Origin of the sequence: Fervidobacterium pennivorans DSM 9078 (genome assembly GCF_000235405.2) — a bacterium.
Taxonomy (GTDB): domain Bacteria; phylum Thermotogota; class Thermotogae; order Thermotogales; family Fervidobacteriaceae; genus Fervidobacterium; species Fervidobacterium pennivorans.
In genome coordinates this window covers 81,776-97,988 of record NC_017095.1, presented here as the reverse complement: position 1 = coordinate 97,988, position 16,213 = coordinate 81,776, and the positions used below count along the sequence as shown (strand labels likewise).

The following is a 16,213-nucleotide window of genomic DNA, read 5'->3' as shown; positions in this document are numbered from 1 at the left end:
AAATGCCACGGCTTTTTGAAATTTTTTGAAGTTTTTTGAAATAAGGGGAGGAATGGTTTGAAGGTAGCGATTGCAGGTGGTGGACCTGCCGGGATATCGTGCGCGGTGTTGTTGAAGAGATACGGTATGAATGTTACAATTTATGAGAAAGATGAAGTTGGTGGGTTGATAAGGAATGCTTGGCGCGTTGAAAATTTCCCACCAGTTGGGTTTATCTCTGGAAAGGAATTTGCAGATAAGTTAAGGTGGTATATTAAAGAGTATAATATAGAGGTTGTGCAGGAAGAGATTTTAACTATAGGCGACTTTGAACTTACAGGTAGAACTGGAAGATATCAATGCGATGTTGCAGTTGTTGCCACCGGCACTGTTCCAAAACGGCTGGTAGAATTAGAAGGTCCAAGAACGTTCTATGAATATCTCCATCTACCTCAAAATGTTCAAACAGTTGGCATCTACGGTGGGGGTGATGTAGCTTTAGATTACGCTATCCATGCAAAGGAAGATGGGAGAGAACCTACCGTCTTTGTAAGAAACAACAAGCTTAAGGCTGTTAGCAGATTGGTTGAGTACGCAAAAGAAAGAGGAGTTCCCATCAGATTTGGAGAAGCTATCGCTTATGTTGAACAAAATGGTGAGAGAGTCTACGTTTATACAAACAACGGGTCGTATATCTTCGATGCTCTTCTAATCGCAATTGGTAGAGCACCGAATGAACCTCAAATAAACGCGAGCTTCATGAAAGTATTTAAAATTGGAGATGTTGCTCATCCCGATTTTCGGCAATCTTCCATAGCAATAGGTGATGGAATTAAGTGTGCGATGGAGATTGTGAAAATTGCTGAGCAATTGAATAGATAGAAAGTATTTGTGGAGGTGTGGTAAACTTATGGAATTTTCCGAAGTTAAGAGTTTGCTTAACGATTTGAAAATCATTGCGAGCTATGGCAAGGAAGATATCGCCATGGTTTATCTTGCCGAGATTAAAAACGGTGCGTTGATAGAATTCGTTGAATCAATCCAACCCCCGATTCCGAGAGAGAAGAAATGGGTTTTGATTGTGTCGACTATGGACGGTTGTCCTGTTGGCTGTATGATGTGCGATGCAGGAGGGTATTACAAAAGAAAACTGACGGAAGAAGAGATATTGGCTCAAATTTTGTTTTTAACCAATAAAAGATATGGTAGGAGTATCCCTGTAGAGAAGTTTAAAATCCAATTTGCACGTGTTGGGGAACCGGCTTTGAATGATAATGTGCTTGGCGTGCTTGAAAAACTCCCACACATGCTCGATGCACCAGGATTGATGCCTTCAATAAGTACCGTTGCACCAGTTGGGAGAGAAGGATGGTTCGAAAGATTGCTTGAGATAAAGAACAAATACTATATAGGTAGGTTCCAAATGCAATTTTCAATTCACAGTACGTCGAAAGAGCAAAGAGATAGGATTATTCCTGTAAAGAAATGGGGTTTTGAAGAAATTACAAAGTACGGAGAACGGTTTGTTCAAAAAGGTGATAGAAAAGTGACACTGAATTTCGCACTCGCGCAGGAAAATGAAGTAGATGCATCGGTAATCATGGAGTACTTTGACCCTGAGAAATTCTTAATCAAAATTACGCCAGTTAATCCTACGTACAGGGCGGTTGAGAATAGGTTGAATTCGGATGTTGACGAGCGTGGACTTGTGCTTAAACACAGAAAGTTCGTCGAAGAACTTGAGAAAAGTGGGTATGAGGTTATAATCAGTGTTGGAGAGCTGGAAGAAAATAAAATCGGAAGTAACTGTGGTCAGTACGTCCAAAGGCATCTGGCAGCACAACGAAAATTGGAAAATTCGTATGTCTTTGTTAGGAAAGAGTAGAATATACGGGAGCGATGTGTATGGAGAGAATCCGAGTTGCACTTATCGCACATGATAAGAAAAAATTGGACTTAGCAATGTTCGTCAAGGAGTGGATGCATGTATTTTCCAAATGCGAGTTGTATGCAACAAGCACTACAGGGAAGGTGATAGAGGAAAAGATAGGGCTGAAGGTGAATAAGTTCCAATCTGGACCGTACGGAGGAGATTTGCAAATCGGTGCACTGATAGTCAATAAAGAAATCGATTTCGTGATATTTTTACGAGACCCACTCACCGCTCAGCCTCATGAACCTGATGTGAGTGCACTTTTGAGAGTGTGCGATGTGCATAACGTACCATTAGCAACGAATCTTGCAACTGCAGAAGCCCTTGTGCTTGAGATTGAAAAGAAAATCATTAAGGAGACAAAAGAAAATGAAGGAGAGTAAAAAAACTGTTGTCAACAATGATAGTAAGAATATCAAGGCTGAAAGAATACCATACAGAGATATGTGGTTAGTTTTGGTTTATTTTCTACTTTTCATATTCTTTGCATGGAAAGTGCCTTTTGTTATCGGTGCGCTCATATTGGGTTATTATTTTTCCGTTATTCTGAGCGTCCCTTACGATTATGTTTTGAAGAAAACTGGAAAGCAGTTTCTTGCTATCGCATCTTACGTCTTTGTAATCGCAATATTTGTCTATGCAATCGCCTCTTTTTTCCCAATAGTTATCAATCAAATAAACTCGGTTATACAAAGTGCACAGTCGGCACAGCTCAATCTGGATTTACCGTCTTGGGCTTTGAAATATCTTGACGAATTCAAAAGTAATATCTCTTCTTTCCTTGCGCAGTTGATAAAATACGTTGCCAACATATTGCCATCGCTTTTCACAATGGTTGTTTTACTTATAGTTACGATGGCTGGTATAGAGAGTATCAGGTTTTATTTCAAAGAAAAAGTCCATTTATTGTTTATTGATGATCCAAAATACGGTGAACAGTTTATTGCTCACTTTTTTAGTAATGTAAAGCGATACATAAGAGGGCAGGTTTTGGTTTCGTTTATCAGTGCAGCACTTACAACGATTGGACTTTACATCATCGGTGTACCTTCGGCGCTAACATTGGGTATTTTGTCTTTCATCGGCGGATTCTTCCCGTTCGTAGGACTGCTGTTCACCGCTGTTCCTATGTACCTTCTGGCGTTTACTTCTCAAGGGGTAAAGGGCATGGTTTGGCTGACCGTCGTGCTTGTTGCTGTTAATCAAACAGAATCTTGGTTCTATGGCCCAAGAATTCAGGGTAATAATTTAAAAATTCACTGGTTCGTGATATTGCTTTCGATATTCATTTTAGGTAGCGTCCTTGGACTAGCTGGCGTGCTACTCGCTTTACCAATTTTGATATTCGTACGTGATTATTGGAATTTCTATGTGCTTAGACTAAGAAGTGAAAAATAGGTGATATGCAGATGAAAGATACTTCAAACTATAAAATATGCGATGTTTACACAGATGGTAGTTTCAGAGATGGTATCGTGGGAAGTGGTGTTGTAATTAAGTGTGATGAAACGATAGAAGAAATCGCGTTTAGTATGCAATCTGAAACACTTTCTGCTCATAGAAATGTTTCAGGAGAGATTTACGCGGTGATGTACGCTGTTTTTTACGCTTCAAAGAAAGGAATCAGTAAACTACGCATTTTCCATGATTACTCAGGGCTTGCGCACTGGGTTAATGGTGAATGGAAAACAAAAACTGAGCTGACAAAGTTGTATAAGGCGTTTGTGAAATACTACATGAGTTACGTTGATATCGAATTTGTAAAGGTGCAAGCGCATAGAGGTAACCAATTGAACAATTTGGCAGATAAATTGGCTAAGCAATCTCTTGAAGGTAAGTTCCACGCACCTTACTTTGAGGACTTTTTAGCTCAGCTTGAGATATTTAAATGAAAACTGCCCCGTCACATCGGGGCAGTTTTGATTGGTGTTCATTTGTTATTTTACTCCCAACGCAACAGGTATACTTCTTGGAGAACCGCTTGTTACATACTTTCCTGCGTAGACCATCGACGTCGAGCTTCCACCGTCAAGCATCATCGCTGATTCGTAACCTTTGGATTTCAAGAACTGGGCTGCTTCATCGAAATTCATACCAACCCCATTGGTGCCCTCTATCGTTATGAGGTGAACTTTCCCATCCTTTATCGCTATTATTGTCCTGTTCGCACGCGTTGTTGGTATACCTCCACCGTATCTGAGTTTTTCTTCGGCTGCGTCTGGAATGACGTTGCCATCTTGTAACAACAATGGACCTGCGCCAACAGCGTTTTTGATCTGATATCCATCGTCCGTGTAAAGCTCGACCGTGACAGTTTGACCAACTCTGAGATCAGGTAAGAATTTGTTTCTTATATCGTTGCTAATCATTATAACCTCCGAATTTGATGGGACTGCTGAAACGTAGCCAATCGATGCAACTTTCCCATTCTTTACAACTACATACGTTCTTGTTCTGTCGTTTGGTATCTTGAGAGCAAATTCGGAAGTGTATAAGTTCACTTCTCCCAGAGATGTTGTGTTCACACCTTTGACTAAGAGTAAAACATCTCCAATTCTCACCGTAATATCAACGTACGCTTTTTTAATAAACACTCTACCATCGGTTGTTTGGATGAACATGGGCCTCAATCCATACCTATGAGAGAGCACTTTCCCATTCGATATGACGATATCTATTGGTAACCCTGTTGCTGGATCAAAGTAGTTTGCATTAACACCGTTAGAATACCCATGATGGGAAAGGATATTTGCCAATGTTGCCATTGAACCTATGCCTTTCGCTGGCAACAAGGGGGTGATATTAGTATGTCTCGGGTCCACTATGATGTAATTAACAGTGAAAGTTCTTCCAACAAATGTTTCTGTACGCCTTGTGTATTCTATTTTTCTAATCACGGGTTCCAGCTGTACAACTATCTTGTTCTCCAAATACGTGATTTTGTAATTTGATACAGCTTTTTCAACGGTTATTATTGTAGTGTGATTCGTTCTTGAAATCGATACACCCGCAGGAGTTTTTAAATCACCTTGAGTTGGTGAAATTTTGAGTGAAAGCGTGTTCTTGGAAAGTGATACACTAAAAAACTCTTTTTTGGCAGGAACTGAGGTAGCGATAGTAAGTACATCATCTGTATAATCAATCGATGTTATTGAAAACGGTTTATCGTAGTATACGTCGTTCATCTTTGATAATTTCAAAAAGCTTGATATGAAATCCACTTTTACATATAAGACATCGTTGATAATAGTGTAGGCTTTCGGGACATACGATTCAAAATCGACAAGAAAGTCACCACCTGAACCGATAATAAGCTTTTTGTTGTGTATGAGGTAAACCCTCTCATTCTTGACAACGCTAAACCCCATATCTCTGAGCTGGGATTCTGTGAAATAACCATTGCTTGGTTCGAAGACTTTGTTATTAATTAAAAAAACCTGGGCAGCTAGAAAGGTTGCCAAGGTCAAGAAAAACAAAGAAAGTGTTTTCAGTAGTGCCGAGTTTTTTGCGTTCACGAAAGAGAACACCCCTTGGTTTAGATTTTTTATTTTCCTTCCAATGAGAATTATACCATGTTTAGGCTCTGCAATCAAGAATATCTAAAAGAAACAAAAAAGGGAGGGTATTGTTGTATTGTCGTATTGTTCCTAGCCCTCCCTTGGTGTGTCTTGCTTATTTACTCTTTGAAAACTTTATTTCACGATTCCTAAAATTATTGGTTTGTGCTCAGGCTTTTGGTCACTGAATTTGTAGCTTTCCGACAGCAGTTTTAGTGCGGATTCTACATCGCTTTTGTCAGAGATATACAATTTTGCAATAGGTTCGCCTTTTTTCACACAATCGCCGAGTTTTTTGAGTATTTCGATACCAACGCGGTAATCGATTGTGTCTTCTTTCGTCTTTCTTCCTGCACCAAGGTAGTTCGAAGCAATGCCTATTTTTTCAGTATCTATAGCGGTGATGTATCCGTTCTGTGGTGCGATGAAATCTACTGTTTTATCGGTCAGGGGCAGTATCTCTGTTGGTCTGTCGACAACCTCTGGATTGCCACCTTGGTATTCGACAAGTTGTCTGAACTTCTCAAGGGCTTTCCCACTTTCTAAAGATTCTTTAGCCATAGCAAGGCATTCTTCAAACGTTCCTTTCTCGGCAAGATGACACATCCAAGCAGCTAAGTTCAAACACAGTTCCGTGAAATCTTCGGGACCTCTTCCTTTCAATGTTTCTATCGCTTCAAGCACTTCGAGTGAATTTCCGACCATCTTTCCAAGTGGCACGTCCATGTTTGTCAGGACAGCTACCGCTTTTTTACCATGTGCTTTTGCAATTCCAACCATTGCTTCTGCAAGTTCGGTTGCTTGCTCTATTGTTTTCATAAATGCACCGCTACCTACTTTGACATCGAGTACGTAACCATCTGCCCCACCTGCGAGTTTTTTGCTCATGATACTCGAAGCAATGAGCGATACTTCATCAACAGTTGCCGTTGCATCACGAAGAGCGTATATCTTCTTATCAGCTGGAACAAGGTTCGCTGTTTGCCCAACTATTGCAATGCCAATTTTTCTGACATTTTCGAAAAATTCTTCCTCCGATAGTGATGTGCGAAAACCCGGTATCGATTCAAGTTTGTCTATCGTGCCTCCGGTGTGACCAAGTGCTCTACCAGACATCTTCGCGACGGGAACACCGAGTGAAGCAACAATGGGGCCAACAACAAGCGTTGTTTTATCTCCAACACCACCAGTTGAGTGTTTGTCTATCTTTATCCCGGGGATGGAAGATAGGTCTATCCTATCACCTGAATTTGCCATAACTTCGGTTAAAATAGCGCGTTCTTCTGGGTCCATGTGACGGAAGTAAATCGCCATGAGGAATGCAGCCATTTGATAATCAGGAACTTCACCTTTTACGTAACCATTAACCATGAACTCTATTTCTTCTTTTGAAAGTTTTCCTCCGTTTCTCTTTTTGAGGATTATATCGTAAGCTCTCATTTGCTACCGCCTCCATATGTCTATCAATTGCCTAATTTTTGTTCACTGGTTGTTTTGGATGGTTGTTTTTCTCTGTATTTATCGAAAAACACCCTGAAAGTGGTGCCCTCACCAACTTTACTTTCAAACGTAATGATTGCATTGTGGCGTTCAGCAATCGTTTTTACAATTGAAAGTCCAAGCCCTGTTCCTCCAACTTTTCTGCTTCTTGCTTTGTCGACACGGTAGAACCTTTCAAACAATCTCTTTTGTGCATCTTCTGGGATACCAGGACCTGTATCTTTTACCTCAAAGACGATTTTTCCTTCTTTTTCATAACACCTTGCGATAACTCTCTTTTCACCAGACTCTTTGGTAGATGTATATTTCACAGCGTTATCGACAAGGTTTAGAACCATTTGGACAAGTCTGTCAAAATCTCCCCAGACGACTTTTGGCTCATCGCACTCCATGTCAAGCTCCACTCCATAATCATGAGCGAGTGGCTCAACGATGCTGTAAACCCTATCCATTACCTGACACATTTCAACAGGCGCAAAGTTGAATTTAGTATCGCCAGATTCGAGCTTTTCTAAATCAAGTAAGTCGTTGATTAATCTTGTCATTCGGGCAGATTCGCTCTCTATTACATTAAGGAACTTCCTGACGAGTTCTTTGTTCGAAAGGTCGTCTTCAAGGAGCGCTTCGGCATACCCGTGGATAGAAGTTAGTGGTGTTCTGAGCTCGTGGGAAACATTTGAGATGAATTCTCTCCTTAATTTATCAAGTTGTTTCTCTTTCGTTGTGTCGTGCAAGACTATAATGTAACGTTCGCTTTCTTCGTCGAATTTTATCGGCACAACCTTTGCATCGTAATAACGGGGTTCGGCATCTACAACTAAAGACACATCCGCACTCTGTATTTCTCCTGTCTCAAGTGCCCTCTCGAATAATTCAAGTAGATGGTAGTTCTCGATGATATCATAGACCCTTCTACCCTCGATACCGGGGCGTGTGATATCTCGTGCGGCAATGTTGGCGAATGTTACAACACCATCGCCTCGCACTATTATTATTGGGTCAGTGATGTTATTTAGGATTGTAAATATATTGCGTCTTTCACGCTCAGTCTCGGTAATTCTCTTTTCCAATTCTTCTAATTTTTTCCTCAAGCGCTCATAAACGTATAGGGGAGGAGTACCCGCCTCCTCTCCTATACTTAAAGCTATTTTATCCAAGTATTTCGCGTATGTTCTTTCGTTCCTTCTTGCTAAGCTGTAAAGAATTGCAAAAGTAACGGCAAGGATGATACTAACAATCGTGGCAATTACCATCTACTTATTGTTCTTCCTTTCCAGGATCTCTAAATTTGTATCCTTTTCCACGCACAGTTACGACATACCTTGGATTTGAAGGATCTTCCTCAATTTTTGTTCTCAACCTTCTGATGTGTACGTCGACGGTTCTTGTATCACCGAAGTAATCGTAACCCCAAAGTTTGTCAAGAAGTACATCTCTTGAAAAGACCTTTCCTTCGTTTTCGGCAAGGAATCTGAGTAAGTCAAATTCAAGTGGTGTAAGGCTAACTTTCTTACCCTTTACCCTAACTTCGTATTTGTCGATATCGATTTCGAGGTCTTTTGCAACTATCTTCTTTGGCTTCTCCTCTTTTACAACGTTTCCAAGTTGCATCCTTCTGAAGACTGCTCTAATCCTTGCAAGGAGTTCCCTGATGCTGAACGGTTTAACTATGTAATCGTCCGCACCGAGTTCTAAACCGAGCACTTTGTCAAATTCTTCTCCCTTTGCGCTGAGGAATATTACAGGAGTTAGTTTGTGTTTTTCCGTTGCACGAATGTGTCTTACGAATTCGAAACCATCCATGTTTGGAAGCATAATGTCAACAATAAACATGTCAACGTCTTTATCTTTCAGCTCTTGTAACGCTTTTTCAGCATCCTCCACTGGGATGACCTCGTACCCCTCTTTTTGTAAAGTAAAGCTAACCAATTCGAGAATCTCAGGCTGGTCGTCGATAACCATAATCGTCTTTTTTGCCATACTTTTCCCTCCTTAAAATGATATTGAATTTCTTTAAGATTATACCACAAACGTTTACCTTTTGTAAAGAGTTTTTTTATACCGTTGAGCTAAGTTTAAATGTTACATTGTTACAAGGGTTAATAATTAAAAAAGCCCTGCGTTAAAGTGCAGGGCAAATTATAAGGTTTGGATGAGCAGGAAAAATTCAGCTTAAATTCGGTAAACTTAGAAGGTATTTTTGTAATTAACTGAGAGGAAGTATTTATCAAAATCGATTGTTTTGTAGAACACTGTCAAGTTTTCCCATGTCAATTTCAGTGAGAAAATGTTGTAGGTCTCTTCCCCAACCTTTGGAGGAGTTGTTGCATCGGGCTCGGAAACGTTCCCAGGCCAGGAATCCCAGAACCATTTCCACCTTATCGTTCCATTATCGTCTACCAGGCCTTTTCTCAAAAGGTTGTACATGACTTGGAAATCTGCACCAAGCAGGTTACCTTCTAAACCAACTGAGAACATCTTTGCATCAGGTCCGTAGATAAAACCAAGCGGGTAGTCAAACATGAATCGACCACTGGGATTGTTCTCTAAATCGAAGTGTCGAACGTTTATTCTCAAGTATGGCAGATAATTTGTCACATACATCCATTCAGATATTTCGGCGTATTCAGACCACAGAGTAATACCGTTGAATTCTATTCTTGCCCCGATATCATATGCGGATGCTCCGGGTTTGTAACCATAACCTATCTCCGTTGGTCCTTCGATGTCGTCAAGAACGTATTCTCCATACAAAGTTATTGAATTCCAGTTCAGTGTAAAATCAACACTACCTGTAACGTTTCTGTAGCCTTCACCGTATGTGTTATGATAAATAAGTATGGGGTTCAAGTCTATCAAATCAAGGTGCTTACCGCCAACGACATTCAGTTCACCAAAACCCAACCTCAAGTTGATATCTCCATACGTGTTGTAAAAATCCAATCTGTGGGCAATTATCCATTTTGATGACTCGTAGAAGTATCTTCCTGATGTGTGTTGGTCAGAGTAGTGTGTTTGAATGTAGTATTCGTTAGGAGAAAGTAATGGGTAGGAAGTTATCGCATGGAATGTATAGGTCATGCCTGGGAATCTTATCGCGAACGTCGCGTTGTCTTGGTAAGTCGTTGGAGAAATGTGGACCGGGAATTTTGCATCTCCCCATTTCAGTGGGAACCGCCCGACTGCGAAGAATAGTCGCTCGTTGGCGTAGTAGATATATCCTATAGTTGGGAAATTTAGGTCTACGGAAAGCTTGCTCATATCAAGGGGGTTAAGCAAGTTAAATGGTAAGTTATTCCCATCTGAAAGTGTCAGTAACGTGTTTCTGTATTCTTTTTTCAATGGCAACTCAAGATAATATCCCACGTTCCCCGTTGAGTAATCGAAGATAAGATTCAAAAACGGTGGTACCTCTTCCGGTAAGTAAAAGATGTTCTGGGCAGGATTTGCCGGAACTCCCCACCAACTGGAGTCTTTGGTCACTATGGTATTCGACCAATTGGCTGTGTAAAGCGAGAAGTTTATTTCCACACATGTTTGCGCAGTTGTTGATGGATTTCCAAGCCACAACTCGGGCACTGGATAAGCACCTGTTAACTTGGGTTGAGCATTGTTGGGAATCAGGATATGTGAGAAGGCTGTCGGTAAGAATAGAAAAGTTACGAGAACTATGGTCGCAACTTTCAATGTTTTAAATCCTTCTGAAAGCATCGAGAACCGCCTCCGCAACAGCTCTTTCATAGCTACCTTCAATAACAGCTGTTCCGATTATGCTTTCTTCTACGTTATTGTATTGCTTTGTTATATGCACAAGCACGTATTTTTTTCCAACAAAATAAACCTCAGCAACGTCATCGAAAGAGAGTGCGAAGTCATGGATTTCCGAAAGTGCGTTTAAAACAGCGTTGCCAATAACTCTAGGAATATTTCTCGATGTCTTAGGACCTAAGAATTCACCGTAGAATTCTTCTTCGCCGTGTTCTATCGTGACCGTTACACGAATGTTTCTTTCATCGACATACTCAACCTTCAAATTGGATATTTGATATGGAAGAACTTTTTGAGTCTTTACATCAGATTCGACTTGCGCAATGGAGATGATTTTTCTATCAAGTCTTATTCCCGTGCTTGCAAGCACAACGGTTTCAATATCCCTTACAAGTTGTTTGGGACTTTTGTCACTCGTTGTAATCACGTGGATTTCATGTAGTCCAGCTCCATCGCCAACAACTTTGACTGCCTTTACACCTGGAACCTTCGATATTAATTCTTCAATTTTCACGGCATCTACAACAGGCATAGTATCCCCCCATTCTGGGATAGCATTCTAAACATTCCAACTGAATTATATCACAAACTTTACTAAAAGATGCTATACTTTTTTAACTTTTCATGCGATTTACTTCTTGCTATTTGTCTGGAAAATTGCTAAACTTATTATGAGTGGTGCAAGAAAGCAAGGGAATCATAATAATTGGAGGTGAAATCTTGGCTAAATTACTCTACGGGACTGCTTACGGTGGCATGATTAGATTTTCAATAACCGATTCGAAAGATGTCGTCCGTGAACTTAGAGAAAGGCACAAGCTTTCGTATTTGCCAACCGTTGTGCTTGGAAGGTTAGTTACCGCTTCAATATTAGTTATCCCTTGGCTTGGAGAAAGAGAGACAATAACATTTGTGATCAGTAGCACGGGACCTGCAGGTAATGTTGTTGCACAATCAACGTGGAAAGGAACAGTTCGAGGATACATAACAAATACGAATTTCGAGCTGGAAAAGAACGAGTTTGGAAAGTTCGATGTTAAGGGTGCCATTGTTGGTGGTGAGTTGACTGTTGTAAGGGATGTAGGACTTAAGACACCACTGGTGTCCAAAGTGCCAATTGTGTCCGGTGAAATTGCAGAGGATATCGCTTATTATTATACGAAGTCTGAACAAATCCCATCTGCTTTCGCTCTTGGAGTATTGATGGACAAAGATGGTGTTGCAAAAGCCGGTGGACTCGCAATTCAGATATTGGATAAGAGCATTTCTGAGGAGATTGTGTCAGGAATTGAGAAAAGGTTAAACGGATTTGCCATCACTAGCCACCTTGGGGAGAAAACTCTAGAAGATATCACGAAATATGTGCTTGGAACCGAGGAATTATTGTTCGAAGAGATGAACGTTATTTTCCAGTGCTTGTGTAGTAGGGAAAAAGCATTCGAATCGTTGAAAGTCTTAGAACTCAGCGATTTGGACGAGATGCTTGGAGAAGGAAAAGCAGAAGTTACTTGCAAGTGGTGTTCGACAACTTATACATTCGGACCGGAAGAGATTAAGGTTGTGATTGAGGAAAAGAAAAAATCGATGGATTGAAATCAGAAGACCAAATAAATTACAAATGGCAGGGCTGAGTTTTCCACGTCCTGCCATTTGTTATTTTTTCAGTTACTAAAGTTTATTCATCAGGATTTACTGCACTCACAATCTTTTGCAGTAAATCGACTGCTTCTTTTTCTTTTCCCGAAATGTAAAGTTCCATGGATTGTTTGACTATACTTTCTATCTCATCTGAGTTTAAAGTAATTTGAGTATACCTAACACGGGAAATTTTGGGATGGTCTGTCGGTTCTGGTTTTTCAAATTCATAGAAGAGCTCTTCTTCTAACTTTTCACCAGGCACGGCACCTGTGTAAATTACCGGTATGTCCGGTTTTCCCATAAGCTTTGCCAGTGTTTTTGCCACCTTTTCGACAGGAATTTGCTCACCCATGTCAAGCACGTAAAGTTCTCTTTTGTTGGAAAACGCACCAGATTGTATCACCAAAGAGACAGCTTCCGGTATGCTCATCCAGTAACGCTTCATCCTTGGATCGGTTATCGTCAACGGTCCACCTTTTTCAATTTGTTTTTTGAACTTCCACAACACGCTTCCTCGACTGCCTATAACGTTTCCAAATCGCACGATTGCGATACGTGTACTGCACGTTTCAGGGATTGTTAAAAGGTAAAGTTCTGCAATCCGTTTGCTAAGTCCCATGTAAGAAGTTGGATGGACGGCCTTGTCTGTAGAGATGAAGACAAATCTCTCAACACTGTATTTACATGAAAGTTTTACTAAGTTTATCGTGCCAAGAGCGTTTACCCTCAGCGCTTCGTAAAGATTTGTTTGCATGAAAAATACATGCTTGTGAGCAGCCGCGTGGAAAACAATCTGAGGTTTATAACCTGAAAAAACTTGTTCCATGAATTTTTCATCTGTAACATCGGCTATCACAGGGATTAACTCTAAAGCTGTATCTTTTTCTTTAAGTTCGTTGTATATCTCGTATATACTATTCTCACCACGACCGAGCAAGATAAGTTTCTTCGGTGAGAAATTCGCAACCTGTCTTGCAATTTCCGAACCGATACTTCCACCCGCACCGGTAACTAAGACTGTCTTTCCCGATATGTACCCACTTATGGAGTTTAGGTCAACCGTGACAGGTTCCCTACCGATGATATCTTGGATAGAAATCTCCCTAAGGTCCGCAATTGTTGGTTCTCTATCGAGCAGTTGAGAGATTGGGGGGAACGTTTTTAGTGTTACGTGTTTTCCGCTGACTTTATCTGAAACTCTTGCGATGAGTTCCTTCGATGCCGAGGGAATTGCAATTAATATTTCATCAAGCTCAAGTTCATCAATGAATTTGTCTATCTCGTCGATTGTTCCAACGACTTTCACATTAGCTATCGTCCTATGCAATTTTGCAGGGTCATCGTCAAAGAAGGCAACTACACGACCATAATTTGTGCGTTTTATTTCATTGAGTAATATGACCCCTGCATCGCCAGCACCGACTATACCTATACGTTTTCCAGAACTTTTGCGAATACCAAGTAAGAATTGATACGTAGTTCGAGCACTGAAGAGTAGAAAATAACCACCGAGGAATGTGAGCATCCCCACGGACCTCGGTAGGACGGTGATTCGTGTAAAATGTATAAAAATCACCGTTAAAGCGTAACCTATAAAAAGTCCTCTGAGAAGCTTGAGAAATTCAACAGGCTGGGCGTAACGCCAAACGATTTTGTATGTACCGTTGAATAGGTTCGATATTGCTGTAAACATTATCAATAGTAAAACACCTGGTGCGTATTTGCGCATTTCTGTAAAGTTGAATCCAAATCTTACGAAAAGAGCGATAGCACCAGACAAAAAAAGTAAAGCGGTATCAATGAAGAAAAGCCAAAGGTTTCTTGAGGATTTTAAAAGCAGTTTGATTTTTGAATATTCCAATGTGCTGGTTCTCTGGGAATTTTCTTTCTTTTGTGTCTTATCGATCAAATTTCTGGAACACCTCCGGGCACGTATTTGATTTTTGCACCGATTTTTTCAAATTTTTCGATGACGTTCTCATAGCCTCTAAATATGTGCTCAACCTGAGTAACTTCCGTTGTTCCTTCGGCAGCAAGTCCTGCTATCACCAGTGCCGCAGTCGCCCTTAAATCCGTGCCCATTACTGTAGTTCCTTCTAACTTTGGAACCCCGTTTATGAAAACCGTGTTGTCCTTTATTCTCATATCCGCCCCCATTCTAACAAGCTCACCAACGTGTGCAAAGCGTGTTTTGAATACATTTTCTGTGACCGTGCTTGAACCATCCGCAAGTGCGAGGTAAACAATTATTTGTGGTTGTAAATCCGTTGGGAATCCTGGATAAGGTAGCACATTGATATCACAACCTTTCCATCGGTTCCAGGATTTGACTTCGACAAAGTCCGTCCCTTTCTTAACAACTGCACCTGTTCTTTCGAGCACAAACCATAATGCATCAAGGTGCGTTGGATTTACATTCTTAATAACCCCTTCACCACGTGTTGCAAGGAATGCAATAGCGTACGTACCTGCTTCGATTCTGTCAGGTATAACCGTGTGTTCGCAACCGTGAAGTTGTTTGACACCTTCAACGACTATCCTACTTGTTCCAGCACCCGAAATTTTTGCACCCATTTTATTTAGTAAATCTTGAAGGTCTACTATCTCCGGTTCCATGGCAGCGTTTTCAATAATAGTAACACCAGGTAGTATCGCTGCAGTACTCATTATATGCTCTGTAGCGCCTACACTTGGAAATGGAAGATAGACCGTCACCTCTTCTTGTTTTGTTCCACGCTTGGCCAATATCTCACCATGGTCATAAGTAACTTCAAAGCCAAGCCTTTTGAGGCCTTCAATGTGGAAATCGACAGGGCGAACACCTATAGCACAACCACCTGGAAGTGGTGTGCTCGCTTCTCCCATGAGTGCCGCTATTGGTCCAAGAACGTTAAACGATGCTCGCATCTTTCTTACTAAATCGTACGGTACATGCGTCTGCTGGATAGGTCCAGATATGTGGACTGTGTTTTTGTCTTTTTCAAATAACACCTTTTTGCCTGTCGTTCTCAAAATATCTATCATTGTTTCAACGTCAGATAAAACGGGGACTTTGTGTAGAACTACCTCTTCCTCTGTTAGAAGTGCAGCAGCCAACAATGGAAGCGCAGAATTTTTTGCTCCGGAAATCTCGACTTCACCTGTTAGCTGCGATCTCTCAACAATTATTGACCCCATTGCTAAATCTCCTTTCTGCAGTCAGAATACTCGGTGCTCTACTTATTGGACCATCTTAACAAGTTCTTCAAGGTTTGTTGAATCTTCAGGATACGCTGCAAATCTTACTGTCGCATCGATGTTGTGCAAAGCTAGTGCGTTTTCTATTCGATCTTTAACTTTCAATGCATTTTCTTTCGTTATCTCTGTTAGTAAGACTATGAACTGATCCTCTGCTGACCTTCCGACGCTGTCAAGTGGAACTCTGACAAGTTCTTTGAGCAGTTTTCCAATACTTAATAAGGCGTGTTCTTTTTCCATTTGTTCAAGTTTATTGAAGTTATTGATTGTTATCGTTACGAGTGCGTATCCAAAGTTCTCCTCAAACGCCTTTTGGTGGTAGTAGGAGATGAGTTTTAAAATATGTTCGCGAGAGTAAACCCTTGTGAGCGGGTCTATCATCCTACGTGTTCCAACATCTTTGATAAAATCATCAAAGACCTCGAACTGCTTTTTCATTATAGAAGAATATTCACTTAGAAGCATCTCAAGCTCAGATTCGCGCATTTTAAGTCTGGAGACTTCATCTTCCAATTCACGCACTTTTTGAATAAGCTCTTCTTTTGTTAATCTGTTGTAATCCATGTCACCCGTAACTCCCATAATTGTTCCCCCCTGTCAT

At 40.7% G+C, this 16,213-nt stretch carries 15 protein-coding genes; 6 read left to right on the top strand and 9 right to left on the bottom strand.

What is annotated here, in order from left to right; genetic code table 11:
- Positions 1–57: 57 nt before the first annotated feature.
- Genes FERPE_RS00445 through FERPE_RS00425 form a run of 5 tightly spaced genes read left to right on the top strand, consistent with a single transcriptional unit; the run spans position 58 to position 3,804 of the window.
- A complete protein-coding gene (locus FERPE_RS00445; protein ID WP_014450719.1) occupies positions 58–861 on the top strand; it encodes an NAD(P)/FAD-dependent oxidoreductase in 804 nt (267 codons plus the stop codon).
- Between the two features lie 28 nt (positions 862–889).
- Positions 890–1,864, top strand: a complete 975-nt coding sequence (locus FERPE_RS00440) for a radical SAM protein (RefSeq protein ID WP_014450718.1) — start codon at positions 890–892, stop codon at positions 1,862–1,864.
- Between the two features lie 20 nt (positions 1,865–1,884).
- Positions 1,885–2,295: a methylglyoxal synthase gene (locus FERPE_RS00435; RefSeq protein WP_014450717.1), complete on the top strand. Its 411-nt coding sequence runs from the start codon at positions 1,885–1,887 to the stop codon at positions 2,293–2,295.
- The gene (locus FERPE_RS00430; RefSeq protein ID WP_014450716.1) at positions 2,282–3,310 is read left to right on the top strand and encodes an AI-2E family transporter; all 1,029 of its coding nucleotides are present in this window, start codon (positions 2,282–2,284) and stop codon (positions 3,308–3,310) included. The genes FERPE_RS00435 and FERPE_RS00430 overlap by 14 nt, the downstream gene beginning before the upstream one ends.
- An 11-nt stretch (positions 3,311–3,321) precedes the next feature.
- Positions 3,322–3,804, top strand: a complete 483-nt coding sequence (locus FERPE_RS00425) for an RNase H family protein (RefSeq protein ID WP_014450715.1) — start codon at positions 3,322–3,324, stop codon at positions 3,802–3,804.
- A gap of 45 nt (positions 3,805–3,849) precedes the next feature.
- Here FERPE_RS00425 and FERPE_RS00420 read toward each other — a convergent pair whose 3' ends face one another.
- From FERPE_RS00420 to FERPE_RS00395, 6 genes are all read right to left on the bottom strand, one after another.
- Positions 3,850–5,427 carry a phosphodiester glycosidase family protein gene (locus FERPE_RS00420; RefSeq protein WP_014450714.1) on the bottom strand — a complete coding sequence of 526 codons (1,578 nt, stop codon included), beginning with the start codon at positions 5,425–5,427 and terminating at the stop codon, positions 3,850–3,852.
- 177 nt (positions 5,428–5,604) lie between these two features.
- Positions 5,605–6,909, bottom strand: a complete 1,305-nt coding sequence (locus FERPE_RS00415) for a pyrimidine-nucleoside phosphorylase (RefSeq protein WP_014450713.1) — start codon at positions 6,907–6,909, stop codon at positions 5,605–5,607.
- A 23-nt stretch (positions 6,910–6,932) separates the two neighbouring features.
- A complete protein-coding gene (locus tag FERPE_RS00410; RefSeq protein WP_014450712.1) occupies positions 6,933–8,222 on the bottom strand; it encodes a sensor histidine kinase in 1,290 nt (429 codons plus the stop codon).
- A gap of 4 nt (positions 8,223–8,226) precedes the next feature.
- Positions 8,227–8,949, bottom strand: coding sequence for a response regulator transcription factor (locus tag FERPE_RS00405; protein ID WP_014450711.1), 723 nt, complete (start codon positions 8,947–8,949; stop codon positions 8,227–8,229).
- A gap of 207 nt (positions 8,950–9,156) precedes the next feature.
- On the bottom strand, positions 9,157–10,680 hold the full coding sequence (locus tag FERPE_RS00400) for a capsule assembly Wzi family protein (protein WP_014450710.1): 1,524 nt from the start codon (positions 10,678–10,680) through the stop codon (positions 9,157–9,159).
- Positions 10,661–11,269, bottom strand: a complete 609-nt coding sequence (locus FERPE_RS00395) for a hypothetical protein (protein ID WP_014450709.1) — start codon at positions 11,267–11,269, stop codon at positions 10,661–10,663. Before FERPE_RS00395 ends, FERPE_RS00400 begins: the two co-directional genes overlap by 20 nt.
- Before the next feature lie 224 nt (positions 11,270–11,493).
- Between FERPE_RS00395 and FERPE_RS00390 the strand changes: the two genes are divergently transcribed.
- Positions 11,494–12,330, top strand: coding sequence for an Hsp33 family molecular chaperone HslO (locus FERPE_RS00390; protein ID WP_041262951.1), 837 nt, complete (start codon positions 11,494–11,496; stop codon positions 12,328–12,330).
- Positions 12,331–12,412: 82 nt separating this feature from the next.
- Here the strand turns inward: FERPE_RS00390 and FERPE_RS00385 are convergent, their stop codons facing one another.
- From FERPE_RS00385 to FERPE_RS00375, 3 genes are read right to left on the bottom strand one after another with little or no spacing between them, the layout of a single operon-like run.
- On the bottom strand, positions 12,413–14,284 hold the full coding sequence (locus tag FERPE_RS00385; protein ID WP_014450707.1) for a nucleoside-diphosphate sugar epimerase/dehydratase: 1,872 nt from the start codon (positions 14,282–14,284) through the stop codon (positions 12,413–12,415).
- Positions 14,281–15,552, bottom strand: a complete 1,272-nt coding sequence (gene murA / locus FERPE_RS00380; protein WP_014450706.1) for a UDP-N-acetylglucosamine 1-carboxyvinyltransferase — start codon at positions 15,550–15,552, stop codon at positions 14,281–14,283. The genes FERPE_RS00385 and murA overlap by 4 nt, the downstream gene beginning before the upstream one ends.
- A gap of 42 nt (positions 15,553–15,594) precedes the next feature.
- Positions 15,595–16,194, bottom strand: coding sequence for a diguanylate cyclase domain-containing protein (locus FERPE_RS00375; RefSeq protein WP_014450705.1), 600 nt, complete (start codon positions 16,192–16,194; stop codon positions 15,595–15,597).
- Positions 16,195–16,213 lie beyond the last annotated feature (19 nt).